We start from the raw sequence: 24,736 nt of genomic DNA on the forward strand, positions 1-24,736 counted from the left end.
TAAAAACCAACAGAAAAAAATGGGGGAATTTCAAATGAAAAAACGTTCTATGTGGTCTGGGGCACTACTCTCTACTGTACTACTGGGATCTCTACTGCTGTCCGCATGTGGTTCCGATAGCAGCAGCGCACCTGCGGCTGGAGGATCTGGAGCAGCTGGCGGGAAGAAAGAATTTACCTACGCGATGAGCGGAGTGTACAAGCCGTTTAGCTTTAAAGAAAATGGTACGCTTACAGGCTTTGACGTAGAAATCGGACAAGCCCTGGCAGAAAAAATGGGCATGACCGCAGTACCGATCACCAACCCATTTGAAACCATTATCCAAGGCTTGAATTCCAATAAATACGATTCCATCATCGGTAGCTTGACGGTGACAGAGGATCGTCAAAAAGCAGTTTCCTTCACGAACCCATACTATCGCTCCGGCTCCCAGATTTTTGTGCAAGAGGACAATACAACGATCAAATCCAAAGAGGATTTGAAAGGCAAAAAAATCGGTGTTGTAAAAGCATCCAACTATTTGGATTGGGCGAAAAAGCTGACCGATGAAGATAAAATCACACAGTACGACAGTGACATCACGGCATTGCTCGATTTGCCAACAGGCCGTCTCGATGCGGTGATTACTGACCAGGTAGTAGGCTTGCGCTTTATTAAAGAAGGCGCTGGAAAAGTAAAAGACGTAGGTGAGCCACTGAGCTTTGACGAGCAAGCGATTGCTGTGAGAAAGGATGACAAAGAAGCAGTAGAGCGCATCAACAAAGCGTTGGATGAAATTGTAAAAGACGGTACCTATGCAAAAATCAGCGAAAAATGGTTTGGTCGCGACATTTTGCAAAAACAGTAAGCAAGGTTGCGGGGTGTCCGGACAGGACGCCCCCCTTTTTCCAACAGACGCGGTCGCTCACCCCTGAGCAGGCCTCGTAGAGGTATAGTGATGGTTTTACTTCATGCGAGGAGTGATCTTACGTGGTTGATATTTTGGTTTCCAGCTATCCTCTTTTTCTAAAAGCGGCGTGGCTCACGCTCCAGCTGACAGCAGTTGCTCTCGTGCTTGGCTGTATCGTTGGTCTGATCATTGCCTTTTTCCGTATCTCAAACTCCAAGCCGTTAAACTACTTCGCACACACATACATTACGGTTATTCGCGGTACTCCGTTGATCGTACAAATTGCGATTTTGTATTTCGGGATTTCTAATCTGATCACACTCTCTAACTTTTGGGCAGGGGCACTTGCACTAGCAGTTCACAACGGTGCTTATATTGCAGAAATTTTCCGCGGTGCGATCCAATCGATTGATCGTGGGCAGATGGAGGCATCTCGTTCCTTGGGAATGTCCTATCCGCTGGCAATGCGCCGAATTGTTCTACCGCAAGCATTTCGCCGTGCGATTCCTGCCTTGGGTAACCAGTTTATCATCGGTTTGAAGGACTCCTCACTCGTAGCCTATGTAGGGATGCAGGATTTGTGGGGGACAGCGCTTAGCGAAGCGGCGTCCAACTATCGCCAATTGGACACATACATGGTCGTTGGTTTGTATTACTTGATCCTGATTATGATCTTCACGTACTTCGTGAACAGACTGGAAGGCAAGCTGTCGAATGGGAAAAAAACAAAAAAGCAGACGACAAATGATAACAGCGTGTCTGCTTAAAGCATTTTGGTAGAGGCGGGAGACTATGGTTCAATCTATCGAGCGGACGATGAAAATCATTCGGGTACTGATTTCAGATGAGAAACCTGCTTGGCCCATATCGGAGCTAGTTGACGCAACCGGCCTGCCCATCAGTACGCTCCACCGTTTTCTCGAATCGATGATCCACTACGGATTGGTGGAGCAGGAACCAGTCACCAAGCATTACAAGGCCGGTTATACGTGGATGGAAATCGGATTTCTGCTGCATGAAAAGCTGAATTTGCGCGCTGTGGCGAGGCCTTACATGGAGGAGCTGGCGGTAGAGGTAGAGGAGAGCATTTTCCTCAACATTCCGGCAGGCGGCGATTCCATTCCAATCGAAAAAGTAGAAAGTCCATTGAAAATACGCATTGACGAGAATTTGGGGGAACGGATTCCTCTCACAATCGGTGCCCCCAGTAAAATGATTCTCGCACATTGGAAGACGCCAGAGATGATGAAAATAGTCAGCACTCAGCTGCCGCCAGCTTCTCATCAGACGTTCATCGAGCAACTGGGGCAGGCCAAGCAGAACGGCTATGCTATCAGTTACGCGGAGAAGACAGAGGGGACGATGGCTGTCGCAGCCCCGATCATCGGATATGGAAATCAGCTAGTGGGGGCTATTTCGATTAATGCTCCCAGCTTTCGGGTTCCAGATGAGCGATTGTCTTTCTTCATTGAAAAAGTAAAGCAAAAGGCAGCGATGATTTCTGCAAGAATCGGCGGCACCTAAACAAAACCTCCATTCGGCAAAAGAGAATGGAGGTTTTTGTATGGGAGAGCAGCTATTCTTCCAAATAAGCATACCCCGGAACAGTCAGGAAATCTTCAAACTGATCATTCGTGATGAGGCTGCTAAAAATTTCGTAAGCCACGGCAAATTTTCCAGCGGCGAAAGCTTCCTCGCCAATGGTGTTTTTAATCTTGTCCAGCTCTTCGACGCCGAGCTGCTGTACCAGGCCCAGCGTCACGTTTCTACCGTCCGCAAGAACCCCTTTTTGATGGCGAATCCACTGCCATATTTGTGCTCTGGAAATCTCTGCGGTTGCAGCATCCTCCATCAAGTGAAAGATAGGTACCGCACCCGAACCTCTTAGCCAAGCCTCGATATATTGAATGCTCACGCTAATATTCGTGCGCAGACCGTTTTCGGTGATGACGCCTTCGGGCACCCGACGCAAGTCTGCTGCAGATACGTTCAAATTTTCGATTTGTTTCGCCACTTGATTCGGTGTAGGCATGATCTCATCGAATACTTGTTTTACAATCGGCACGAGACCAGGATGCGCCACCCACGAGCCGTCATGTCCGTTTTGTGCTTCCCGCTGTTTATCTGCTTTGACCTTTTGCAGTGCTTCTTCATTGGCGACAGCATCATTTTTAATCGGAATTTGGGCAGCCATTCCGCCGATCGCATGGGCTTTTCGTCGGTGACATGTTTGGATAGTCAGCAAGGTGTACGCTTCCATAAACGGAACCGACATCGTCACCATAGAGCGGTCAGGGAGTATGACCTCCGGATGATTGCGAAACTTTTTAATATAGCTGAAGATGTAGTCCCAGCGTCCACAATTCATCCCGACAATATGGTCCCTCAGCTCGTACAAAATTTCATCCATTTCAAATGTCGCCAAGATCGTTTCCACAAGAACGGTCGCTTTGATCGTCCCTTGAGGAATCCCCAATTCGTCCTGCGCCAGAACAAACACATCATTCCACAGACGTGCTTCCAGATGGCTTTCCAATTTCGGCAAGTAAAAGTAAGGACCAGAGCCTTTTGCCAATAGATTTTTAGCATTATGGAAAAAGTAGAGCCCGAAATCAAACAGACTTCCCGAGATGGGCTTCCCGTCAACAAGCACATGCTTTTCATCCAAATGCCAGCCACGCGGACGAACGATCAGCGTAGCGACCTCGTCATGTAGAGCATATTTTTTGCCTTCCGGGCTGACGTAGTCGATCGTTCGATTAATCGCATCGCGCATATTGATTTGCCCATGAATGGTGTTTGTCCATGTAGGAGAATTCGCGTCCTCGAAATCAGCCATAAAAGCTTTTGCTCCGGAATTCAATGCATTGATGACCATTTTGCGATCTCCGGAAGGCCCTGTAATCTCTACCCGTCGATCCTGCAAATCTTGAGGGACAGACAAAATCGTCCAATCGCCATTGCGGATGTGCTCTGTCTCCGGGAGAAAATCAGGCTTTTTCCCTGCGTCAAATTCGGCTTGTCTTTCCAATCTTCTTTGGAGCAAATCTTCGCGTGTATCAGAAAATGCTCTGGACAATTTGACGAGAAATGAAAGGGCATCGGGTGAGAGAATCTCTGCTATTTCTGGGGTGACTGGACCAGTTACTTCAATGCCTTCGACCTGCCTTTTGGTATGGTTGCTCACGGTTTCTCCGTCTCCTTTGGGTGGGGCATAAGAATAGGCCGCCACTTGTTCCTTAATGAGAAATAACGTTTCTTGTATTACATAGTAGCAATTACATTCAGAAAAATCAATTATTTATCTTCTCGACATGTTGGCTTTGTTACAAAATGGTTGTGAAGGACAAGAAGGATGTGTTATAAATGAGGTGAGTTCAATTAAGAAACGATATTTCTTAATAAGAAACAACATCTGGATAAAGGAGGCTTGTAAATATGGCTCACGTACGTTTCAAAGGCAATCCAGTCACACTTGTAGGACAGGAAGTAAAGGTAGGGCAGCAAGCACCAAGCTTTACCGTACTGGATCATGATCTATCTTCGGTTACCCTGGAAGATTCCAAAGGCACCGTTCGCATCATCAGTGTTGTTCCTTCCGTTGACACGCCTGTGTGCGACCAGCAGACGCGCCGGTTTAATGAAGAGGCGGCGAACCTGAAAGATGTTACCGTTTTAACGATCAGCGTTGATTTACCATTTGCCCAAAAGCGGTGGTGCGGCTCAGCAGGTATCGATCAGGTGCAGACTTTGTCGGATTATCGTGATCTATCGTTTGGAAAAGCATATGGGGTTCTTATCGAGGAGCTTCGTTTGCTCACACGGGCAATTTTTGTGATCGACAAGAATAATAAAGTGGTTCATGCTGAATATGTATCAGAAGTAACCGAACATCCTGATTATGAAGCAGCGATACAAGCGGCAGTAAAATACTGAAAATTTAATTTTTTGATCTTGAAAAGCACTGGCGGAGTTGATACAATCTTTTTAAATCAGAAACGATGTTTCTTAATAAGGAACAAAAAAGTGGAGGGAGGACTCGTTCGAGATGGAGATGATTCGCACGCCGAAAGCACCGCAGCCGAATCTCCCTTATTCACAAGCGGTGAAGATTGGCAATCTGGTCTATACTTCCGGGACACTTCCGTTCAGACCAGATGGAACCTTTGTGGAGGGAACATTCGAGGAACAATTGCATCAGGTATTTGCCAACCTGCAAGCCGTTCTTGAAGCGGCAGGTACCAGCTTGCAGCATGTGGTGAAAACGACCGTCTTCTTAAAAGACATGAATGATTTTGCAAAGCTCAATGATATTTACGGCAGTTATTTTCAGACGCATCTTCCGGCTCGTTCTACAGTGGAAGTCGCTCGTTTGCCTAAAGACGCTTGGGTGGAAATGGAGCTAGTAGCAGCTGTTCGCGAGTAGATATTTTTTTTAATCAATAAACGAAACATAGTTTCCTATTAAGAAACAAAAATTTTTGCTTATAATATGAAACGCTATTTCTTAATTAGAAACAATGGATTTGCTTGCACAGAACACAAAGGAAGGTTCGAAGAGGGAGGGAGCCGCTATGGCTTTAAGTCGTGAAAAGCTGGCGCACTATCAGGAATTATCGAAAACCATTCGCAGGCACATTGTCAAAATGACCAATCATGCGGGGAGTGGACATCCTGGAGGTTCGTTGTCAGCAACTGAACTTCTGACCGTACTGTTTTTTGAGCACATGAATGTCGATCCAAAAAATCCGCAATGGGCTGACCGGGATTGCTTCTTCTTGTCAAAGGGTCATTGCACGCCAGTTTATTATTCTGTACTGGCTGAGAAAGGGTTTTTTCCGGTAGAAGAGCTGATGACCTTCCGCGATGTGGATGGACGCTTGCATGGGCATCCGTGCAGCGAGCATTGTCCGGGAGTCGATATTTCCTCGGGCTCACTCGGTCAAGGATTGTCTGTTGCCAATGGAGTTGCTTTGGCAGCGAAGCTGGATGGCAGCAATCGCCGCTCTTACGTCATGATCGGTGACGGAGAACTGCAGGAAGGGCAAGTATGGGAAGCAGCGATGACCACGCCTCATTACAAGCTGGACAACGTTTGTGCCATCATCGACTGGAACAAGATTCAGCTGGACGATTATGTGGACAATGTAAAAGGTGTCGGCGATCTGGTTGGAAAATGGAAGTCTTTTGGCTGGCACGTGATCGAAATCGATGGACATCATCTGGATCAGGTGGACGATGCTTTGCGCCAAGCCAAAGAGGTCAAAGGCAAGCCAACGGCGATTTTGGCTCATACGATCAAGGGCAAAGGGATTTCCTTTATGGAAAATACACATAAGTGGCACGGTTTGGCGCCAAGCAATGAGGAATTGGAATTCGCTTTGAAGGAGTTGGTATAAATGACGCAGCTAAAAGCACCTCGTGAAGGATACAGTGCCGCTCTGATCCGTTTAGGCGAAAAGCACAAAGAGCTGGTCGTTCTGGATGCGGATTGTGCGAAATCGAATATGACCAATTTGTTTAAAGATAAATTTCCAGAGCGTTTTTTCAATATCGGTATTTCGGAATGTGATTTGGTAGGAACAGCAGCAGGGTTTGCGGTTGCTGGAAAAATACCTTTTGCGAATGCCTATGCCAACTTTTTAACGGGCCGCGCTTACGACCAAATGAGAATCTCAGTCTGCTACGCCAATAATAACGCCAAAATTGTGGGACATAATGCGGGAACCTCTGCCGCACAGGAGGGAGCAACTCATCTTCCGTTGGAGGATATTTCACTGATGCGCTCCTTGCCGCGGATGACCGTACTGGTACCAGCCGATTCGGTAGAAATGGAAAAGGCAGTCGAAGCCGCTTTTCATTATGAGGGTCCTGTCTATTTGCGCGTAGGCAAGCTGCCTGTGCCGATCGTCACAAAGCCCGAGGAACCGTTCCAAATTGGAAAGGCCATACGCTACCTTGAAGGCTCGGATGTTTCTCTCATTAGTACGGGCATGATGCTCAGCGAAGTGTTGAAAGCGGCGGAGCAGCTGAAGGCGCAGGGGGTTAGCGCGGAGGTCATTCACGTGCATACGATTAAGCCGATCGATGTAGAGGCGATCGTACAATCCGCAGCCAAAACAGGCAAGGTCGTAACCATCGAGGAGCATTCGATTGTCGGGGGACTGGGCAGCGCTGTTGCGGAGGTACTCGCTGAGCATCAGCCAACACCACTGCGCCGTGTCGGGACCAAGGATCGCTTCGGTGTTTCTGGAAAAATGGATGAGCTGCTTGATTTCTTCGGATTACGGGCAGCCAACATTGTGGAAACGGTCGAAGAGCTTTTAGACAGAGTGAAATTGTAAGGGGGGATGTCTCTATGAATCCACCATCCACTCCCATAACGGTTGAAGACATGCGCAGCGACCTCCCGCCAGTCAGACAGGAACACGGTCTGCGTCAACAAATCCAGGATAGATGGAAGCAAACCGGCCATAAATTGATTGTTCTCGATGATGATCCAACCGGAGTACAAACCGTACACGATGTATACGTGATTACGGACTGGAGCAAGGAATGGATTCGCCAAGGTTTGGCGGAAGGCCGTCATGTTCTCTACATTTTGACGAATACGAGAAGCTATCAACCTGAAAAGGCAGCCGCGATTAATCGCGAGATCATGCACAATCTGGTAGAGGTTGCCCGGGAACTCACAATCGAGTTTTCTGTGGTCAGCCGTGGGGATTCTACGCTGCGTGGGCATTATCCGTTGGAAATAGAAGTGCTGCAAAATGAATTATCGCGCGAAGCAGGATGGGAGCTTGACGGTCATCTGATCATTCCCGCTTTTATGGAGGGCGGGCGGTACACGATCAACGACACGCACTATTTACAGGATGGCGAGACCCTCGTGCCTGTTCATGAAACCGAATTTGCCAAGGATGTTGTCTTTGGCTTTTCGAATGCGCATCTCCCCAGCTGGGTGATCGAAAAGGGCGGGGCTGATGCTGTAGAGCAAATACGGACAATTACACTTGCGGACATCCGCTTAGGTGGTGTCGTACGCGTACATTCCATCCTGCTCGCTGCGCAAGGGAATACACCGATTATCGTCAATGCAGCATCATATGAGGATCTCGATATTTTGTCGGTGGCATTACTGAGGGCGCTGGAAATGGGAAAAAGGTTTTTGTTTCGCACAGCTGCTTCCTTCGTCAAGTCGTTTGCGGGGATTGAGGATCGGCCATTCCTGACTGCCCGAGAAATGACAGCCACTGCTGGAACACATCACGGCGGACTGATCGTCGTCGGCTCACACACCCAAAAGACGACCGAGCAACTTCAGGAGGTCATTGCCCAGTTCCAAGTGCAAACCATCGAGATCAGTGTGGCTGAACTATTAGATGAAGCTTCGAGAAAGCAGGAATTGAAAAGGGTGCGAAATCTCGCGGAAAAAGCAATAGCGGGCGGGCAGGATACGGTCATGTATACGAGCAGACAAATCGTTACGGCAGAAGATAAAGCAGACAATTTAACGATTAGCCAAACGATATCAAGCAGTTTGGCGGAAGTCGTCAGCAGCTTGAGTGTTACACCAAAATTTATCGTGGCCAAAGGAGGCATTACCTCCAGCGATATCGCTACACAAGGACTGGCGATCAAAAAAGCAAAGGTGCTGGGGCAGGCGGCATCCGGAATCCCCGTCTGGCTGACTGGACCGGAAGCACATCTGCCGCATACGCCCTACATTGTCTTCCCAGGCAATGTAGGCAATCGATTCACCTTGGCAGAGATCATCGGCAAGATCAAAAACTAAGAACGATTGAAGAAAGAGGGGCATGATCATGGCAACGCAAAAAATGACGGTAGCGGAAGCAATTGCGCTTTATTTGAAGAAAAAAGGGGTCGAGCACATATACGGAGTTCCCGGTGTAGCGATCCTTCCTTTATATGATGCACTTCGTGAATTGACAGATATCGAATCGTATGTGGTGCGACATGAGCAAACAGCAGCTTTCATGGCGGATTCGTACTCCAGAGCGACTGGAAAGGTGGGCGTTTGTGCTGCTACATCCGGTCCTGGCGGAACCAATTTTATCACTGGTCTTTACGGTTCCTACATGGATTCGGTACCGATGATTGCTTTTACGGGTCAAGTGGCGACGCACTTGATCGGGACGCAATCCTTCCAGGAGGTGCCTATCACTGAAATCGCCCGCCCAGTCTGCAAGGAAGTATATTTGATGAATGATGCGGCTACTGCGCTGCAACGGTTCCATGAAGCATGGGAGACGGCAACGACCGGGAAAAAGGGTCCCGTCCTGGTAGACCTTTGTGTAGATGTGCAAAAAACAGAAGTCGAAGTCGATCTGGATGCATTCGTCAGTGTACAGGAGCAATTGCCACAAGCAACGGATGAAGACATCGCCAAAACGATCGAGCTGTTAAAAGAAGCCAAAAAGCCAGTGCTGATCTCTGGTGGCGGTGTAAATCTGGCCAATGCGACAGCAGAATTGAAAGAGCTGGCAGAAACCTTGCAAATTCCCGTAGTTACATCTGTGATGGGGATTGATACGTTCCCGAATGATCACCCGTTGTTTGCGGGACGGATGGGTACGATGCTCAACACCCCGCTCGGGAATAAAACGGTTTTGGAATCTGACCTCGTGATCAATCTGGGTGGACGTTTCGGTGACCGAAGCATCGGGAACTTCGAAGAATTCAAGCAAAATACGAAAATCGTCCACGTCAATCTCGATAAAAAGCAAATTGGAAAATATCTGGAGACAGAGGTAGCGGTTGTTGCTGACGTAAAATCGTACATGGTGAAGCTTGCTGCTACAATCAAGGATTTGACAAAGGACGTAGCTGCTGCGGCATTGGAAATCAAGCCGCTCGATCTAACAGAAGAGCGTAATCGACTGGCCCGCAAAACGGATTTTGACAACGACCTGATCAAGCCACAGCGTGCTTTGCGTGAGCTTCGCGAATTTTTGGACCGCGATGCCTTCGTTTCCCATGACTGCGGGATCAGTCAAATCTGGTCGTGCCAATTGTTTGAAACGTATGTCCCACGCTCCTATCTCATCACAGGCGGAGCGGGTACGATGGGCTGGGGACTTGGAGCGGCAATGGCAGCAAAACTGGCTTTCCCAGAACGTCAAAGCGTGAATATCGTCGGCGACGGCAGCTTGGGGATGTCCTTGCAGGATTTGGCTACAGCCGCCAAGTTCAATATCCCGATCATCGTGTTTGTCATGAACAACTCCTTGCTCGGCTTGATTCGTCAGCAGCAAAACTGGTGGTATGATGAGCGCCGTATTTCCACCGACCTGATCTATACAAACGAGCTTTGCGATAACGGAGAACGTGGCATCGACTTCGTCAAAACAGCAGAAGGAATGGGCGTACGCGGCGAGCTGGTTACTGACTGGAGAGAGATCAAGCCTGCCCTGGCCCGTGCGGTAGAGCTAGGCAAGCCGTATCTGATCGAAGTAATCGTAGATCCTGCGGCAGAATGTGGCTTCTCGCCAAATGGCAGATTGTCGACAGTGGATTATAGCGTCAACTAAATCCGTTTCGCATAAGATCAAGCACGAATCTTTCTCCTCTCGTCCTGGGAGGAGAAAGATATCAGGAAAGGAGCTGCGGTGAAGGATGAAAACAGATCTACAGCACTACATGCAGGTAGGGATCGTTCATTTCATGGCGTACCCGCAAACAATCGGCGGAGATGGGCCAATCGTAGAGACGGTCAATAAAATCATTACGGACGATTTCTTTTCATCGATTGAAATTACACGTATCAACGACATTGAGCAGCGAAAGCAAGTCGCGCAGATGCTGGAATCGGGCAGAATCACAACAGGCTTCGGTGCACAGCCGATTTTGCTCGGAAATAAAGCGGACTTGAATTCGTTCGATGAAGAGAAAAGACGCTTTGCAATTAATTTGATTAAAGGCGCGATTGATCAAGCGTATGAGCTGAATGCCGGGAAGCTCGGCTTGCTGAGTGGTCCAAAGCCCGACCAAAACGAAGAGAAGGCAGTGGCACTTTTAATTGATTCGTTGAAAGAAATTTGCCAGTATGCGAGTGCAAAAGGAAATCTGGCTGTCTCATTGGAGACGTTCGACGACGCTACTGATAAAAAATGCTTGGTCGGACCGAATCGCTTGGCAGTAGAAGTAGCCAAGGAAGTACGCAAAACAGATGCCAATTTTGGCTTGATGCTCGACCTGAGCCATTTGCCCATGCAGCGTGAAACGTCGCGTGATGCACTGTACACAGCTCGTGATTACATCAACCATGCGCACATCGGCAATTGCTATATAAAAGACAAGGCTGATCCTGCCTACGGCGATGTACACCCGCGCTTTGGCTATCCAGGTTCTGAAAATGATGTGGATGAATTGGTGGAATATTTGAAGATATTGCTGGAGATTGGCTATATCGGCGAAGGCTCGGACAATGTAGTGGCTTTTGAAGTCAGACCCGTCGGCCCGGAATCGTCCGATATTGTCATCGCTCAGTCCAAGCGTACACTCAGAAAAGCGTGGAGCAAGCTATAAAAATCCCCCCAAATAAGGTCCGCTTCCATCCTGCCAGATTTGATCACTGTAGTGGAGAGGAGCTTATTCATGGCACAGGATAACATCGTGCAATCGGTTGATCGTGCTTTGCAGCTATTTGAGCAGATTAGCAAAAGAAAAGAAGGCTATGGCATTACCGAATTGTCCAACAGCATTTCCTTGAACAAATCGTCCGTCTATCGCATGGTATCTACCTTGGTTCGGCACGGATTGGTCGAGCAGGATGCCGAGACGGAAAAATACAAATTAGGCTACAAGGTCCTAGAGCTTAGCTCCATCCTGCTCGACTCGATCGATCTGCGTAGAGAAGCCCGAGCTTCCTTGAAAAAGCTGGAGCAGCAGACGAATGAAGTGATTCATTTGGTCGTATATGATCGGGGAGAAGTGGTTTACATTGAAAAGCTGGAGGGCAATGAAACTCTCCGCATGCACTCCAAGGTTGGCTCCAGGGCACCCATGCACTGCACGTCAGTGGGAAAAATGATACTGGCTCATTTACCTGCCTCAGATGTAGCGTATGTCATCGACAGGCATGGGATGAAGCCACATACGCCTCATACGATCACGGATAAAAATGTGCTGCTAAAGCAGCTGGCTGAAATCAAAGCCAGGGGATATGCTCTCGATTTGGAAGAAAATGAAATGGGTATCACCTGTATGGCTGCTCCGATTTTTGATCATACCGGAAAAATTGCAGCGTCTGTGAGCATATCAGGACCGACGATGAGAATGACCAGTGAGCGGATCGAGGAAGTCAAGGCGAGCATCATTGAGGTGAGCAGACAGATTTCGAACAGGCTGGGATACGTGGGCAGAACCGTTCATGTTAGCGGTCTCCGCTAGGGTGAGGAAGAGGGAGACGTGTATTCATGTCAATCGTTTCGATGAAAAGCATGCTGCAAACAGCCAGAAGAGGGCAGTATGCAGTTGGTCAATTTAATGTAAACAGTCTGGAATTTGCGCAAGCCTTTTTGCTCGCGGCAAAGGAAGAAAGCTCGCCTGTCATACTCGGCATCACGGAAACGGCAGTGCGCCATTTGGGCGGGTATGCACTCATTTCCGCAAGCGTCAGAGAGCTGATAAAGGAGTATGAGGTGACGGTTCCCGTTGCGCTTCATCTGGATCACAGTTCTTCTTTTGAAGCATGTGTCAGGGCGATCCATGCCGGCTTTTCCTCTGTGATGATCGATGGGTCCCATTTGCCCCTGTCTGAGAATATCGCGATCACGAACAAAGTGGTTGCAGTTGCTCATGCACTTGGCGTGTCTGTGGAAGCAGAAATCGGGCGGATTACGGGGGACGAGGATGGCATCGTGGTAGAGGAATCGTTGGGGACGTTTGCTGCGGCAAAAGACTGCGAGCATTTCATGCTTGAAACGCAGGTGGATTGTCTGGCACCAGCACTCGGCTCTGTACATGGGCTATACAAGGGAGAGCCCCAGCTTCAGTTTGATCTTTTGGCAGACATCGTACGTTTGACAGGTGTTCCATGTGCTCTGCATGGTGGCACGGGCATACCGACCGACGATATCCGAAGAGCGATCTCACTTGGCATTTGCAAAATCAATGTAAATACAGAAAATCAGATGGTGTACACGGAAGCGCTGAGGAAGACGCTTGCGAAAGAGGCGAATCTTTATGAGGTGCAAAAGTACACAAGTCAGGCAAGGGATGCCATCAAAGCTGGTGTGAAGCAAAAAATGCGTGCGTTTGGCTCCGCGCATCAAGTGTAGAAAAAAGAAGAAACAAAGATATTGAAAATTTTATAAATTCAAACTATAGTTTCAGTAGGTATATGCTAGTGTATACAATCACCGTATGAATTGTATACAACGATGGATTCAGTAATTGGGGCAAGGGTTGATTTCTCTGACTGATAGGGAAAGGAGGAGAGCAGATGCAAGTGATGCAACAACATGTGAGCGCACAGAGAATAGCCCAGCGCATTGAAAAACTGGCAGCATGCAGTACGACCACGCGAGGAGTGACGCGCCTTTCATTCACCAAAGAAAGCGAGATGGCGTATGAGCTCGTCAGTCAGTGGATGAGAGAAGCGGGGATGACCGTTCGCCGGGATGAGCTAGGCAATCTCATCGGCAGGTACGAAGGAACACAGCCAGACGCACCAGCACTATTGATTGGTTCTCATCTCGATTCGGTCGTAGAAGCGGGCAAGTATGACGGGATTCTCGGCGTCATTTCAGGCATTGAGGTAGTCCAGACGCTGCATGAGCATCAGTTTAGGCCGCACTATCCCATCGAGGTTATCGGCTTTTGCGACGAAGAAGGGACCCGGTTTCATACGACACTGCTGGGAAGCAAAGCGGTATCGGGTGACTTGCGAGAAGAGGATCTGCAGGCAAAGGATGAGCAAGGAATTACCGTAGCAGCCGCCATGCAAGAGCTGGGGCTGGAGCCCTCCTTCTATCGGCTGGCGGCTCGTGATCCGGGTACAGTCCTAGGATACATCGAGCTGCATATCGAGCAAGGGCCGGTTCTGGAACAGGAGATGCAAGCCTGCGGGGCTGTGTCCGGGATTGCAGGGGCGTCGCGATATCACTTCCGTGTAGAAGGCAAAGCCGGTCATGCAGGTACCGTACCGATCCCGATGCGAAAAGACGCTCTGGTAGGCACAAGTGAAATGATTCTTGCTATGGAGAGAATCGCCGGTAAATATCAGAATCTTGTGGTAACGATTGGGAAGCTGTCGGTTGCACCTGGAGCGAGCAACGTCATTCCAGGGATAGTCGAGGGGACGCTGGACATTCGCCATATAGACGATCAAACCAAAAAGACGGCACTTGCTGACATCTTAGCGGAATGCAAACGAATTTTAGAGCGTCGCGGGTTGGTTGGAGAGTTCTCCGCCATCATGGATTCACCGGCTGTCGCTTGTTCAAAACGGTTTATCACTGTCATTGAATCGGTGCTAGAGGAGAACGGGATGAAGCCGATCCAAATCGTCAGCGGTGCCGGGCATGATGCGATGGCAGTGGCTTCGATCACCGATATCGGGATGATCTTTGTTCGTTGCAAGGACGGTGTGAGTCATCATCCAGACGAATTTGTGACAGTAGAGGACATGGGAGCAGGAGCATCGGTTTTACTGAATGTAGTACTCAAGCTGACGACGTGAAGGCTTGAAATATGAAGACGAAGGAGTGGCCGTAACATGAGCACTACAAATCAAGGTACGCTGAATTCATCGAAACAGGAAGTACTCCAATGGATAGAAGCACATACGGACCATCTGATTTCATTCCTGCAGGAATTGGTAGCGATTCCATCGGATAATCCACCTGGAGACTGCTACAACATCGCGACCCACATCGAAAAACGTCTTTCGGACTTCCGCTTTGAAGATGTTTCGCTGTTGGAGGTAGAGCCAGAAGCCGTAAAAGCCAATGGCATGATACGAGTGGCCAATGTTGTCTCCACCACGAGCTTTGGGAATGGAGCAGGACCTACGATCGCCCTCAATTCACACGGGGACGTCGTCGCTCCGGGGCTTGGCTGGACGTATGATCCTTATGGCGGGCAGATTGTCGACGGCAAAATTTATGGACGCGGAGCAGCGGTATCCAAGTCCGATATTGCCACCTATACATTTGCGGTGATGGCGCTTCGGCAGGTGGCTGAACAGTTGTCCGGTAAAGTTTCGCTCGCATTTACCTTCGACGAGGAGGTAGGCGGCATCATCGGACCGAAGTGGCTGCTGGAAAAAGGCCATATCACACCGGACATGGCGATTGCAGCGGGCTTCACACACTCGATTGTCAATGCACATAATGGCTGCCTCCATCTGGAAATCAAGCTCAAAGGAAAATCGGCGCACGCAGCAGCACCGGAGACAGGCTATGATGCCATCGAAGCGATGACGGGCGTTCTTGCTGCCTTGTACGAGTATCGCAGAACCTTGCGCGGAGTCTATTCCAAGGTTCCGGGAATCGGCACGCCAAATATGGTTGTCGGTCTGATTTCGGGTGGAATCAATACAAACGTAGTACCAGATGAATGCACGATTCGGATCGACCGCAGACTCATCCCGGAAGAAGATGGGGAGCAAGTCGAAGCAGAGCTGCGCCGCCTGGTAGAACAAACAGCGAGCGAATATATCGGCATCGAAACGGCGGTTGAGCGTATCCTTTTGGCAAAGAGCTTTGGTCCGGTTCCAGAGGATACGGCACTCATTCAAACACTCGGAGCAAACTGGAAGGAAATCATGGACGGAGAGCTTACCGTTCACGGTGTGCCACTCTATGCAGATGCCAGACTTTTCGCAGAAGCCGGGATTCCGACCGTCATGTTTGGAGCAGGTCCACGCACCTTGCTAGAGGCAAACGGACATCGCGCAGATGAGCATGTGAGGATTGACGATCTGGTCAAAGCAACGAAAATTGTCGCTCTCACGCTCTACGATTTGCTGAACAACAAGTAAATTCATCCACGAGTATTTTGTACCGCTTGACCGAATCGCGCATACATCGATATGGCAAAGGTCAAGCGGTCTCATTTTCTATAGTGCAAGGGTTAATTGGCAGCGCTTGCAAAGAAAATACAGAAAACTAGGGGAGGTAAGGTCGAATGGTTTATGATCTCATTATAAAAGGTGGCAATGTCGTTTTTCGCGATGAAGTCAAAAAGGTGGACATCGCCGTGCGAGATGGCAAAATTTCTGCCATTGGTGAAAGCTTGGAGGCGGCTGCGATCGAGGTAGTGGATGCCACAGGACAATACGTGATGCCTGGAATGATTGACACACATGTGCACATTTGTGAGCCGGGACGAACCGAGTGGGAAGGCTTTGTTACCGGGACCAAAGCACTCGCAGCAGGCGGGACCACCTCGTATGTGGATATGCCGCTCAATGCACTGCCCGCCACGACCACCAAGCAAGCATTGGAAGCAAAAAAGAGGGTGGCAGAAGGAAAAAACTACGTTGACTATTACTTTTACGGCGGATTGGTTCCAGGAAATTTGGATAACCTGCAGGAGCTGTCCGACGAAGGGGTCGTCGCCTACAAATGCTTCATGGCATCCTGCGGCACAGACTTGCCGGATGACTTCAAAAACGTGGATGACTACACGCTGTATGCCGGAATGAAAAAAATAGCCCAGCTCGGTCATGTGTTATCGATCCATGCAGAGAATCCCCAAATCACGGATCGCCTCGCGGAAGAAAAGATCAAGCAGGGAAAGCTGACAGCCACCGATTACGTAGAATCACGCCCGATCATCTCCGAAGTAGAGGCCGTCAAGCGGGCCCTGCAATTGGGGAGAGAGACAGGTTGCAAACTGCATTTCGTCCATATTAGCAGTGCAGAAGCCGTGGAGGTCATCATTTCGGCACGAAAGGAAGGTCAGGATGTAACCCTCGAATCATGCCCGCATTACTTCACGATTACGACCAGCCAGTTTGAAGCGATCGGCCCACTCGCAAAATGTTCTCCGCCTTTGCGCGATGAGAGAGAACAAGAAAAACTGTGGGAAGCATTGAAGCAAGGCAAGATCGATATGCTCACCTCGGACCATTCTCCGTGCCCACCAGCGATGAAGCACAGTGATACAAACAATATTTTCGAAGTATGGGGTGGCATTTCCGGCTGCCAGAACAACGTTGACCTTATGTTTGATGAAGCTGTGAAAAAGCGCAATGTCCCCGTCACAGAATTTGTTCGGATGATTGCGACGAAGCCGGCAGAACGGTTTCAGCTGAAGTCAAAGGGTGAAATTGCGATCTTGAAAGATGCAGATATCATTCTCGTAGATCCAAATCAGTCGTATACCGTAGCAGAAGAAGACTTGTATTATCGTCATAAACAAAGCCCCTACACAGGTAGAACCATCAACTGCCGCGTCACAAAAACATTTGTACGAGGTCATCTAGTCTTTGATCTTCCACAAGGGATTGTCAGTGAACCGATCGGACAGTTCCTCTCCCATCCCAAAACTTCTCAAAACAACTTCGCCCAAGCACAATGAGTAACAGGCCCTTTTCGATTGAAAAGCCCGGGACTCTTCCCGGGTTACCATCACCTAGTCATTCGTAACTATCTGGCGTTGAAAAAGCAGAGCAAACACGCCATCTCGTCCTGTCAAAATGCGAAATTTCATCAGAAACATCGTTTCTTATTAAGGAACAGGCGAAACGTCATCTATTGAAATCTCTCAATCAAAAGGTAACGATATTAAAAAGGAGCTGGGCGAACAATGTCAACCAATGTGGAAAGCTTATTGACGACCGAAACGCAGATCCAACAGGATACGGGTGTGGATGAATCGTTAACTCCGAAAAAAGACGATGTCCGAACCGTACGGCCACTCGATTACATTTTTATGTGGATTGGCGATGGCGTGAATCTAGGAAACATGACACTCGGAGCCAGCTTGATTGTCGCGGGGATTGCTACGCTGAACGTCGTGCAAACCATGGCAGCTGCGATCATCGCGATCGGGATCATTTCTATCATTTTCGCTTTAAATGACCGGCTTGGATACAGAACGGGAATTCCTTATGTTGTACAGCTCAGGATGTCATTTGGGCTAAAAGGCTCCGTCATCTCCTCACTGATGCGTGGTATACCAGCGATTGTCTGGTACGGCTTTCAGAGCTGGATAGGGGGCACGGCGCTAAACGAAATCGCAAAGATTGTAACGGGTGGAGCCTTTGATAGCGTCGCGATTTGCTTCGTCGTCCTCCAGCTAGTGCAAATCGGGTTGTCACTGTACGGATTTCACGCAATCAAATGGGTGGAAGCGCTTACGTCCGTCGTGATTATGCTCGCCCTCCTATACGTATTCGGTGTTCTGCTCACATCTCATAGCGCTGTGATTGCAGAAAAATGGGTTCATACCGAAGGGACTTGGGGTTTGCCGTTCTTTGGATTCATTATGGTATTTATGGGGAATTACGCAGCTATCTTTTTGAGTGCCGCAGACTATTCCCGAGAGCTGAAAACGGGCATTAGTGACTCAAAGCGCGGATTCTTGTACTTCCTGCCGATCTTAATCGCGTACGGCTTTACCCTCACCATCGGGGGCATGCTAGCTTCTGCAACGGGCATTTCCAATCCGGTCAAGGCTTTTGCACTCGTGGTTGATAACTCATACATTACTATTTTTGTATCCGCATTTATCGTGTTGGGTGTAGTAGCAGTGAACATGGTTGCCAACATCATTCCGCCAGCCTATGTCATTACGCTGCTGACCAAGGTCAAATTCAAACCAGCGGTAATCATCACGGGCTTGCTCGCGCTCTGCTCATTCCCGTGGGTGCTGGTGCAGGATTCTTCTGCAGAAGGTCTGAACCTGTTCATTCTGATTTACTCTGCCTTTTTAGGCCCGATCGTCTCCATACTTCTCGTTGAATACTACATCTTACGGAGGCAAAAAGTAAACATCGCGGAATTGTACAAGGAAGACGGTCTCTTTGCGGGGTATAATCCAAACGCTATGCTCGCAATGTTTATCGGTGCCACAGCAGCAATCGTAAAAGTGGAGCTGGCGTGGATTGTTGGTTTTGTTGTGGCGGGGATTGCCTATATTCTTCTGACCAAATTCGCCTTCCGGAATTCGAAGTTCAAAAAAGGCACGATCTTCGAGTAAAGCAGCGCAAGCAACTCTCAGAGGAAGAGACCCGAGACGCTTATGTCGCCTAAAAGGCTTGGTATCAGCACGGCTTTTCATTTGAAGCAGCGTTTGAGAAAGAGAGAAACAGGAGTGGGGGGATCCGTTCATGAAAAAGGCAATGGTTGGTCTATTGTTACTCATGGTTTGCTCGTTGCTCGTGACAGGCTGTTCAAGCAGCTCCCAGTCAACGCAGCCGCAGCCAGCGAATGCACCGGTAAAAGGCGAGATCACCATGGATGATGTCAATCAAATGGAAAAGGCCATTTTTGTAGAAGCTATCGGTTGGATATATGAGCATTCCCCGTGGATTTCGGAAAAGGTATATAACAAACGCCCATTTGCATCCAAGGAGGAGCTGCTCTCTCACATGAAGCAGGCTGTAGAGAGTGCGTCCGAAGAAGAGAAGCTCGGGTTGCTTCGTGCTTATCCTGACCTCGGAGCGAGAGTGAAAATGGCGGATGCTTCCGTAAGCGAACAAAAAGGGGCTGGCCTCGATCAATTAAATGAGGAGGAGTATAAGGATTTTCTGGCAATGAACAAAGAGTATACCGAGAAATTTGGGTTTCCTTTCATCATCGCTGTAAAAGGACATAATAAAGATTCGATTCGAGCGGTTATGAAAGAGCGCATCACAAATACAAAGGAACAAGAGCTGAGCGATGCATTAGAACAGGTTTATAAAATATCCGGCTTCCGTTTAGAAGACACCCTTAAAAAGTAAACGTTGAACAGACCAGCTAACACCTTGGAGTGGGAGATTCTTGGGTTAGACTTCTCGAGATGACCCGGGTGTGAGGAAGATATCCCCGGGCAAGTAAAAGGAGGGAGAACGAAATGACAGCTACAGAAACACTTAATAAAGAAGCAGAAGAGTTGAAGGATCAGGTAATCTCGTGGAGACGCTATCTACACCAAAATCCAGAGCTTTCCTTCCATGAAGAAAAGACAGCCCAGTTTGTATACGAAACGCTCGTCTCTTTCGGTAATTTGGCAGTAAGTCGACCGACCGAGAACAGTATTATGGCGCGTCTGATCGGTTCCGAGCCTGGTACAGTGTTAGCCATGCGAGCTGACATGGATGCCCTTCCAATCACGGAAGAGAACACGTTTGAGTTCGTCTCGAAAAATCCTGGCGTCATGCACGCATGTGGCCACGATGGACATACGGCCATGTTGCTTGGTGCCGCGAAGCTTCTGTCCGGCAAGAAAGATCAAATCAAAGGGGAAGTGCGCTTTTTGTTTCAGCACGCGGAAGAGGTAATCCCTGGCGGTGCTGAGGAGATGGTCCAAGCAGGGGTGATGGATGGCGTCGATATCGTAATTGGTACACATTTGTGGTCGACGATGGAATTTGGTACGGTCGGGATTTGCTCCGGACCGATGATGGCGGCATCTGATACCTTTTGGATCACTATAAATGGAAAAGGTGGACATGCCGCATTGCCGCATGAAACCATTGACAGCATCGCCATTGCAGCTCAAGTGGTAACCAACCTGCAGCACATCGTATCCCGCAATGCCGATCCGCTGGACAATCTGGTTCTCTCTGTTACGCAGTTTATTGGAGGTACCACACACAACGTTATTCCAGATGCCGTGGAGATTTGCGGTACGGTTCGCAGCTTTGACAAGGACCTGCATGCAGCTGTTCCGGGCCTGATGGAGCGCGTGATTAAAGGGATTACAGAGGCACATGGTGCTTCTTACGAATTCAAATACGAGTTTGGCAACCATCCGGTGATTAATGACGCCGGAGTAACGAAATTAATAGAAGAAGTAGTGGTGGAGACTCTTGGAAAAGAGTGGGTGGAGCACATGCGTCCAATCATGGGTGGCGAAGACTTTTCTGCCTTCCAGCAAAAGGCGCCGGGATGCTTCTTCTTCGTGTCTGCTGGAAACAAGGAAAAAGGCATTACGTATCCGCATCACCATCCGCGCTTTACAGTGGACGAAGATGCACTGGAAGTGGGCCTGAAGATGTTTGTCAATGCAGCGAGAAAGATCGTGATGGAAAGAAAGTAAAATTGGGGGGCGATGTCTATGAAGCTAATTCATTTGTTGGCGATTTTGCCGTTTATCGGCATACTGGGCTGTATTGGATTTGTCAATAAGGTTACACCATTTGTTGCTGGGCTGCCGTTCATTCTGTTTTGGATCGTCTTGTGGGTAGTGCTGACATCGATCATCATGGGCATTATCTACAAGCTGGACCCGGTGAATAAGGAGGACGAGGTAAAATGAACTCAGCTTTATTCATAATATTCGGTTTTCTTGTATTTTCTCTTCTTCTGGGCATCTTGGCACGCAAAGGCAAAGACATGAGCCTGGAGCAGTGGACAGTGGGGGGGCGTGGTTTCGGTACCATTTTCATCTTCCTGCTCATGGCTGGCGAGATTTACACCACATTCACCTTCCTCGGCGGTAGCGGTTGGGCTTATGGAAAGGGCGGTCCCGCGTTTTATATTCTGGGGTACGGTTGCCTGGCCTATATTATCTCGTATTGGTTGTTGCCTGCCATTTGGCGCTATGCAAAAGAAAACAATTTGATGTCGCAATCTGACTTTTTCGTCAGTAAGTACAAAAGCCCTTATCTGGGTGTACTCGTTTCGCTGGTAGGAGTCTTAGCACTGATACCTTATCTCGTACTGCAATTAAAAGGTTTGGGTCTGATTGTATCGGAAGCCTCTTACGGTAGCATTTCCTCGACTGCAGCGATCTGGATCGGAACGATGGCTGTTACCGTTTATGTCATGATTTCCGGGATTCATGGATCGGCTTGGACGGCTGTGGTAAAAGATATCACCATACTAGGTGTCGTCGTCTTCCTCGGTATATACCTGCCGTACCATTACTATGGCAGCATCGGCGAGATGTTTCAAGCAATTGAGACGGCAAAACCGGGATTCCTCGCATTACCGGACAAGGGATTGAGCCCGTCCTGGTTTGTCTCAACAGTACTCCTTACAGCAATTGGGTTTTATGCGTGGCCTCATACCTTTGGTTCGATTTACTCCGCACAAAACGAAAAAGTGTTCCGCAAGAATGCTTTCATCATGCCCATGTATCAATTAGTGCTCTTGTTCGTCTTTTTCGTCGGATTCGCAGCTATCATGCAAGTCCCTGGTCTAAAAGGTGCGGATGGCGACCTATCACTCTTGCGTCTCTCTATCCAAACCTTTGATCCGTGGTTCGTCGGTATCATCGGCGCGGCTGGTCTTTTGACTGCCATCGTACCGGGGTCGATGATGCTGATGTCGGCATCGACTCTTTTGGCCAAAAATGTGTACAAGGTAATCGTTCCAAACACGACGGATGCACAAGTCTCCAGGCTGGCGAGATATCTCGTACCTGTGGTGGCCTTGATCTCCCTATATTTCACATTTGAGGGCGGCGACACGCTCGTGACCTTGCTCTTGATGGGCTACAGCCTCGTGACGCAATTGTGCCCGTCACTGGTGTTCAGCTTGATGAAACGAAATTTTGTCACGAAACAGGGTGCAGCAGCGGGAATCATTGCTGGTGTGTCTATGGTAGCATACGTTACGATTAGCAATACTACAATCGGGACACTGTTCCCATTGTTGCCGCAGTCCATCCAAGATTTGAACCAGGGTATTATCGCCCTGCTAATCAATCTGGTGGTGATGACCATCGTCAGTTTGATAACGAAGGATAATGTTTCGATAGACGACAGACAATCACGCGTGGCTTAGTCACATCGCACAATAAGAAAAGAGCCACTGTCCTGATCAGTGACCGTATTTGAAGACTCTTTCGAGAAGAAGCCTTTATTAGGCTGTCAACAGATGACTCCTGAACACATCAGGGGTCATCTCCCTTCTTCTCCACCATAGTTTGACTAACCAAGCAGCCAAAGGACGCGTGCGCACTAATATTTTCTGTATTTTCAAAAAAATAAGATTGAATTTGGATATTGCGTTTGGTACTATCAAGTTAAGCGAAAAAATAAGAAACATTGTTCCTTAATAAGAAACAAAAGTGATTGCTGATGGAGGAGAAAGCATGATTTCAGTAACTTTTGTCAAAGAAAACCAACTTGTTTTGGGCATAAAAACGAATAAAGGAATCTTGGATGTTGATGCTGCCTTACTGAAATTTCCTGAAATAGCGGGGGTACCGAGAACGGTTGCCGAGCTGATTAACAAAGGCAATGAGGTACGTGAGTTAATAGCTCAATTGATCCAAAAGGCATGGAATGAAGATTCTTTATTCTATGAGGAAGATTCACTTGAATTCGGGCCTTGTGTACCCCACCCTCAAAAAATCATTTGTGCCGGCTTGAACTACAAGAAACATGCGATGGAAATCGATCAGCCTTTTCCACCGTTTCCGCTCTTATTTAGCAAATGCAACAATACTCTTGCAGGACATAAAGAGCGTGTGAGACTGCCAATTACGTCTTCACAAGTAGATTACGAAGCGGAAATTGCCATCGTAATCGGTACAAAAGCAATCAACGTAGAAAAAGAGAATGCCCTCTCTTATGTGTACGGTTACTGTAATGCAAACGATCTATCTGCAAGAGATTTGCAATTTGCCACTTCCCAATGGCTGCTTGGCAAAACGTGCGATGGGTTTTGTCCAATTGGACCATACCTGGTAAGCCAGGATGAAGTGGGCAACCCAAACGATTTGCGAATCCGCACCTTTGTAAATGGACACTTGCGTCAGGACTCGAATACGTCTGACATGATTTTTGATTGCGCAGAGCTTATCAGCTACATTTCCGCACATATGACGCTCTTCCCAGGGGATATCATTCTTACTGGTACACCAGAAGGAGTTATCATGGGATATCCAGAGGAGCAGCGGGTATGGCTACAGGCAGGTGATGAAGTGAGTGTCGAGATTGAAAGGCTGGGTCGTTTGACCAATACATTCATAGCAAATGAAAAGGTGTCGACAGACGACAAGGAAAGGGGAAAAAGATGAACAAGTTTGCCCTCGCAAAATCCATACCCTATTATGACCAGGTCTATCATTCGATTAAACAGATGATCCACGAAGGAATTTTCCAACCCGGCGATAGAATCTATGAAGCCAAAATTGCCAGAGACTTCAATCTGAGCCGAAGTCCTATCAGAGAAGCCATAAGAGCGTTAGAAAAAGAGGGATTGCTAGTAATCGATGAAAAATCGAGGATGACGGTATACAAGCCCACGATGAAAGATGTCGAGGAAATTTATCAATGCCGAATGGTGTTAGAATCACTCGCAGCCAAATTGGCGACTGAGCACGCTACGAACCGGGAGCTAAAGGAAATCGAAGGGGTACTGGTTCAAACAAAAAAATACTTGGAGGGCAAAGAAGAGCCTGATAAAGAAGTCATCATCAGTCTAAATGCGCGCTTCCACGATTTAATCCTCCAGCTTAGTAAAAATAACCGCCTGCAAAAGCAACTGAGTGAGTTGAAAGCGTTGACGCACTATTACATGCTGATCAACCTGAAAGGAGAGCGTAGAAAATGGATCATCTTTGCGGAGCATCAGGAAATTTTTGATTGCATGAAACGGCGAGATGATGAAAATGCAGGGCAACTTATGTCTACACATATCCATAACGATTTGCAGCATCTTAAACAGATTCTGGAATGAAAGAGAAGCATTCCAGATGAACAAAACTGTCGAC

The 24,736-nt window shown here is 48.2% G+C and carries 23 protein-coding genes; 22 read left to right on the forward strand and 1 reads right to left on the reverse strand.

What is annotated here, in order from left to right; translation table 11 throughout:
* The first annotated feature begins 34 nt into the window (after positions 1-34).
* From SB752_RS27145 to SB752_RS27155, 3 genes are all read left to right on the forward strand, one after another.
* On the forward strand, positions 35-847 hold the full coding sequence (locus SB752_RS27145) for an ABC transporter substrate-binding protein (RefSeq protein WP_410718583.1): 813 nt from the start codon (positions 35-37) through the stop codon (positions 845-847).
* Between the two features lie 122 nt (positions 848-969).
* Complete coding sequence (locus SB752_RS27150; RefSeq protein ID WP_410718584.1) at positions 970-1,656, forward strand: amino acid ABC transporter permease; 687 nt, start codon at positions 970-972, stop codon at positions 1,654-1,656.
* A 25-nt stretch (positions 1,657-1,681) separates the two neighbouring features.
* A complete protein-coding gene (locus SB752_RS27155) occupies positions 1,682-2,413 on the forward strand; it encodes an IclR family transcriptional regulator (RefSeq protein ID WP_410718585.1) in 732 nt (243 codons plus the stop codon).
* 52 nt (positions 2,414-2,465) lie between these two features.
* On the opposite strand, the gene aceB is transcribed toward SB752_RS27155, so the two are convergent.
* Complete coding sequence (gene aceB / locus SB752_RS27160) at positions 2,466-4,076, reverse strand: malate synthase A (protein WP_410718586.1); 1,611 nt, start codon at positions 4,074-4,076, stop codon at positions 2,466-2,468.
* Between the two features lie 251 nt (positions 4,077-4,327).
* Between aceB and tpx the strand changes: the two genes are divergently transcribed.
* The 19 genes from tpx (at position 4,328) to SB752_RS27255 (ending at position 24,702) form a co-directional block, all read left to right on the forward strand.
* Entirely contained in the window at positions 4,328-4,825 is a 498-nt protein-coding gene (gene tpx, locus SB752_RS27165) for a thiol peroxidase (protein WP_410718587.1), read from the forward strand.
* A 112-nt stretch (positions 4,826-4,937) separates the two neighbouring features.
* On the forward strand, positions 4,938-5,315 hold the full coding sequence (locus tag SB752_RS27170; protein WP_410718588.1) for a RidA family protein: 378 nt from the start codon (positions 4,938-4,940) through the stop codon (positions 5,313-5,315).
* A 148-nt stretch (positions 5,316-5,463) separates the two neighbouring features.
* Complete coding sequence (locus SB752_RS27175) at positions 5,464-6,288, forward strand: transketolase (RefSeq protein ID WP_410718589.1); 825 nt, start codon at positions 5,464-5,466, stop codon at positions 6,286-6,288.
* Positions 6,289-7,233 carry a transketolase family protein gene (locus SB752_RS27180; RefSeq protein ID WP_410718590.1) on the forward strand — a complete coding sequence of 315 codons (945 nt, stop codon included), beginning with the start codon at positions 6,289-6,291 and terminating at the stop codon, positions 7,231-7,233.
* Between the two features lie 14 nt (positions 7,234-7,247).
* Positions 7,248-8,684, forward strand: coding sequence for a four-carbon acid sugar kinase family protein (locus tag SB752_RS27185; protein WP_410718591.1), 1,437 nt, complete (start codon positions 7,248-7,250; stop codon positions 8,682-8,684).
* 28 nt (positions 8,685-8,712) lie between these two features.
* A complete protein-coding gene (locus tag SB752_RS27190) occupies positions 8,713-10,440 on the forward strand; it encodes a thiamine pyrophosphate-binding protein (RefSeq protein ID WP_410718592.1) in 1,728 nt (575 codons plus the stop codon).
* Between the two features lie 85 nt (positions 10,441-10,525).
* Entirely contained in the window at positions 10,526-11,437 is a 912-nt protein-coding gene (locus tag SB752_RS27195; protein ID WP_410718593.1) for a sugar phosphate isomerase/epimerase family protein, read from the forward strand.
* 69 nt (positions 11,438-11,506) lie between these two features.
* Positions 11,507-12,301 carry an IclR family transcriptional regulator gene (locus SB752_RS27200; RefSeq protein ID WP_410718594.1) on the forward strand — a complete coding sequence of 265 codons (795 nt, stop codon included), beginning with the start codon at positions 11,507-11,509 and terminating at the stop codon, positions 12,299-12,301.
* Between the two features lie 26 nt (positions 12,302-12,327).
* Positions 12,328-13,191 carry a class II fructose-1,6-bisphosphate aldolase gene (gene fba, locus SB752_RS27205; protein ID WP_410718595.1) on the forward strand — a complete coding sequence of 288 codons (864 nt, stop codon included), beginning with the start codon at positions 12,328-12,330 and terminating at the stop codon, positions 13,189-13,191.
* 164 nt (positions 13,192-13,355) lie between these two features.
* Positions 13,356-14,594 carry an allantoate amidohydrolase gene (locus SB752_RS27210; protein ID WP_410718596.1) on the forward strand — a complete coding sequence of 413 codons (1,239 nt, stop codon included), beginning with the start codon at positions 13,356-13,358 and terminating at the stop codon, positions 14,592-14,594.
* 36 nt (positions 14,595-14,630) lie between these two features.
* Positions 14,631-15,896 (forward strand): ArgE/DapE family deacylase, encoded by a 1,266-nt coding sequence (locus SB752_RS27215; RefSeq protein WP_410718597.1) that lies wholly within the window; start codon positions 14,631-14,633, stop codon positions 15,894-15,896.
* 146 nt (positions 15,897-16,042) lie between these two features.
* Positions 16,043-17,440, forward strand: a complete 1,398-nt coding sequence (gene allB / locus SB752_RS27220; RefSeq protein ID WP_410718598.1) for an allantoinase AllB — start codon at positions 16,043-16,045, stop codon at positions 17,438-17,440.
* A 228-nt stretch (positions 17,441-17,668) separates the two neighbouring features.
* A complete protein-coding gene (locus SB752_RS27225) occupies positions 17,669-19,063 on the forward strand; it encodes an NCS1 family transporter (protein ID WP_410718599.1) in 1,395 nt (464 codons plus the stop codon).
* 130 nt (positions 19,064-19,193) lie between these two features.
* Positions 19,194-19,808, forward strand: a complete 615-nt coding sequence (gene uraD, locus SB752_RS27230; protein WP_410718600.1) for a 2-oxo-4-hydroxy-4-carboxy-5-ureidoimidazoline decarboxylase — start codon at positions 19,194-19,196, stop codon at positions 19,806-19,808.
* A 113-nt stretch (positions 19,809-19,921) separates the two neighbouring features.
* A complete protein-coding gene (locus SB752_RS27235) occupies positions 19,922-21,109 on the forward strand; it encodes a M20 family metallopeptidase (protein ID WP_410718601.1) in 1,188 nt (395 codons plus the stop codon).
* Positions 21,110-21,127: 18 nt separating this feature from the next.
* Positions 21,128-21,328, forward strand: coding sequence for a DUF3311 domain-containing protein (locus tag SB752_RS27240; RefSeq protein ID WP_410718602.1), 201 nt, complete (start codon positions 21,128-21,130; stop codon positions 21,326-21,328).
* Complete coding sequence (locus SB752_RS27245) at positions 21,325-22,800, forward strand: sodium:solute symporter family protein (RefSeq protein WP_410718603.1); 1,476 nt, start codon at positions 21,325-21,327, stop codon at positions 22,798-22,800. The genes SB752_RS27240 and SB752_RS27245 overlap by 4 nt, the downstream gene beginning before the upstream one ends.
* Positions 22,801-23,110: 310 nt before the next feature.
* Positions 23,111-24,040: a fumarylacetoacetate hydrolase family protein gene (locus tag SB752_RS27250; protein WP_410718604.1), complete on the forward strand. Its 930-nt coding sequence runs from the start codon at positions 23,111-23,113 to the stop codon at positions 24,038-24,040.
* Positions 24,037-24,702, forward strand: a complete 666-nt coding sequence (locus SB752_RS27255) for a GntR family transcriptional regulator (RefSeq protein ID WP_410718605.1) — start codon at positions 24,037-24,039, stop codon at positions 24,700-24,702. The genes SB752_RS27250 and SB752_RS27255 overlap by 4 nt, the downstream gene beginning before the upstream one ends.
* The last annotated feature ends 34 nt before the right edge of the window (positions 24,703-24,736 follow it).

Origin of the sequence: Brevibacillus sp. SIMBA_040 (genome assembly GCF_046535075.1) — a bacterium.
Lineage (GTDB): Bacteria > Bacillota > Bacilli > Brevibacillales > Brevibacillaceae > Brevibacillus.

Coding starts and splice junctions, on each gene's coding strand:
- SB752_RS27190 (WP_410718592.1), top strand. CDS start 8,713: ATGGCAACGCAAAAAATGACGGTAGCGGAAGCAATTGCGCTTTATTTG.
- tpx (WP_410718587.1), top strand. CDS start 4,328: ATGGCTCACGTACGTTTCAAAGGCAATCCAGTCACACTTGTAGGACAG.
- SB752_RS27210 (WP_410718596.1), top strand. CDS start 13,356: ATGCAAGTGATGCAACAACATGTGAGCGCACAGAGAATAGCCCAGCGC.
- SB752_RS27225 (WP_410718599.1), top strand. CDS start 17,669: ATGTCAACCAATGTGGAAAGCTTATTGACGACCGAAACGCAGATCCAA.
- SB752_RS27155 (WP_410718585.1), top strand. CDS start 1,682: ATGGTTCAATCTATCGAGCGGACGATGAAAATCATTCGGGTACTGATT.
- SB752_RS27185 (WP_410718591.1), top strand. CDS start 7,248: ATGAATCCACCATCCACTCCCATAACGGTTGAAGACATGCGCAGCGAC.
- SB752_RS27180 (WP_410718590.1), top strand. CDS start 6,289: ATGACGCAGCTAAAAGCACCTCGTGAAGGATACAGTGCCGCTCTGATC.
- SB752_RS27235 (WP_410718601.1), top strand. CDS start 19,922: ATGACAGCTACAGAAACACTTAATAAAGAAGCAGAAGAGTTGAAGGAT.
- SB752_RS27245 (WP_410718603.1), top strand. CDS start 21,325: ATGAACTCAGCTTTATTCATAATATTCGGTTTTCTTGTATTTTCTCTT.
- SB752_RS27250 (WP_410718604.1), top strand. CDS start 23,111: ATGATTTCAGTAACTTTTGTCAAAGAAAACCAACTTGTTTTGGGCATA.
- SB752_RS27195 (WP_410718593.1), top strand. CDS start 10,526: ATGAAAACAGATCTACAGCACTACATGCAGGTAGGGATCGTTCATTTC.
- SB752_RS27255 (WP_410718605.1), top strand. CDS start 24,037: ATGAACAAGTTTGCCCTCGCAAAATCCATACCCTATTATGACCAGGTC.
- fba (WP_410718595.1), top strand. CDS start 12,328: ATGTCAATCGTTTCGATGAAAAGCATGCTGCAAACAGCCAGAAGAGGG.
- SB752_RS27145 (WP_410718583.1), top strand. CDS start 35: ATGAAAAAACGTTCTATGTGGTCTGGGGCACTACTCTCTACTGTACTA.
- SB752_RS27215 (WP_410718597.1), top strand. CDS start 14,631: ATGAGCACTACAAATCAAGGTACGCTGAATTCATCGAAACAGGAAGTA.
- SB752_RS27170 (WP_410718588.1), top strand. CDS start 4,938: ATGGAGATGATTCGCACGCCGAAAGCACCGCAGCCGAATCTCCCTTAT.
- uraD (WP_410718600.1), top strand. CDS start 19,194: ATGAAAAAGGCAATGGTTGGTCTATTGTTACTCATGGTTTGCTCGTTG.
- allB (WP_410718598.1), top strand. CDS start 16,043: ATGGTTTATGATCTCATTATAAAAGGTGGCAATGTCGTTTTTCGCGAT.
- SB752_RS27200 (WP_410718594.1), top strand. CDS start 11,507: ATGGCACAGGATAACATCGTGCAATCGGTTGATCGTGCTTTGCAGCTA.
- SB752_RS27240 (WP_410718602.1), top strand. CDS start 21,128: ATGAAGCTAATTCATTTGTTGGCGATTTTGCCGTTTATCGGCATACTG.
- SB752_RS27175 (WP_410718589.1), top strand. CDS start 5,464: ATGGCTTTAAGTCGTGAAAAGCTGGCGCACTATCAGGAATTATCGAAA.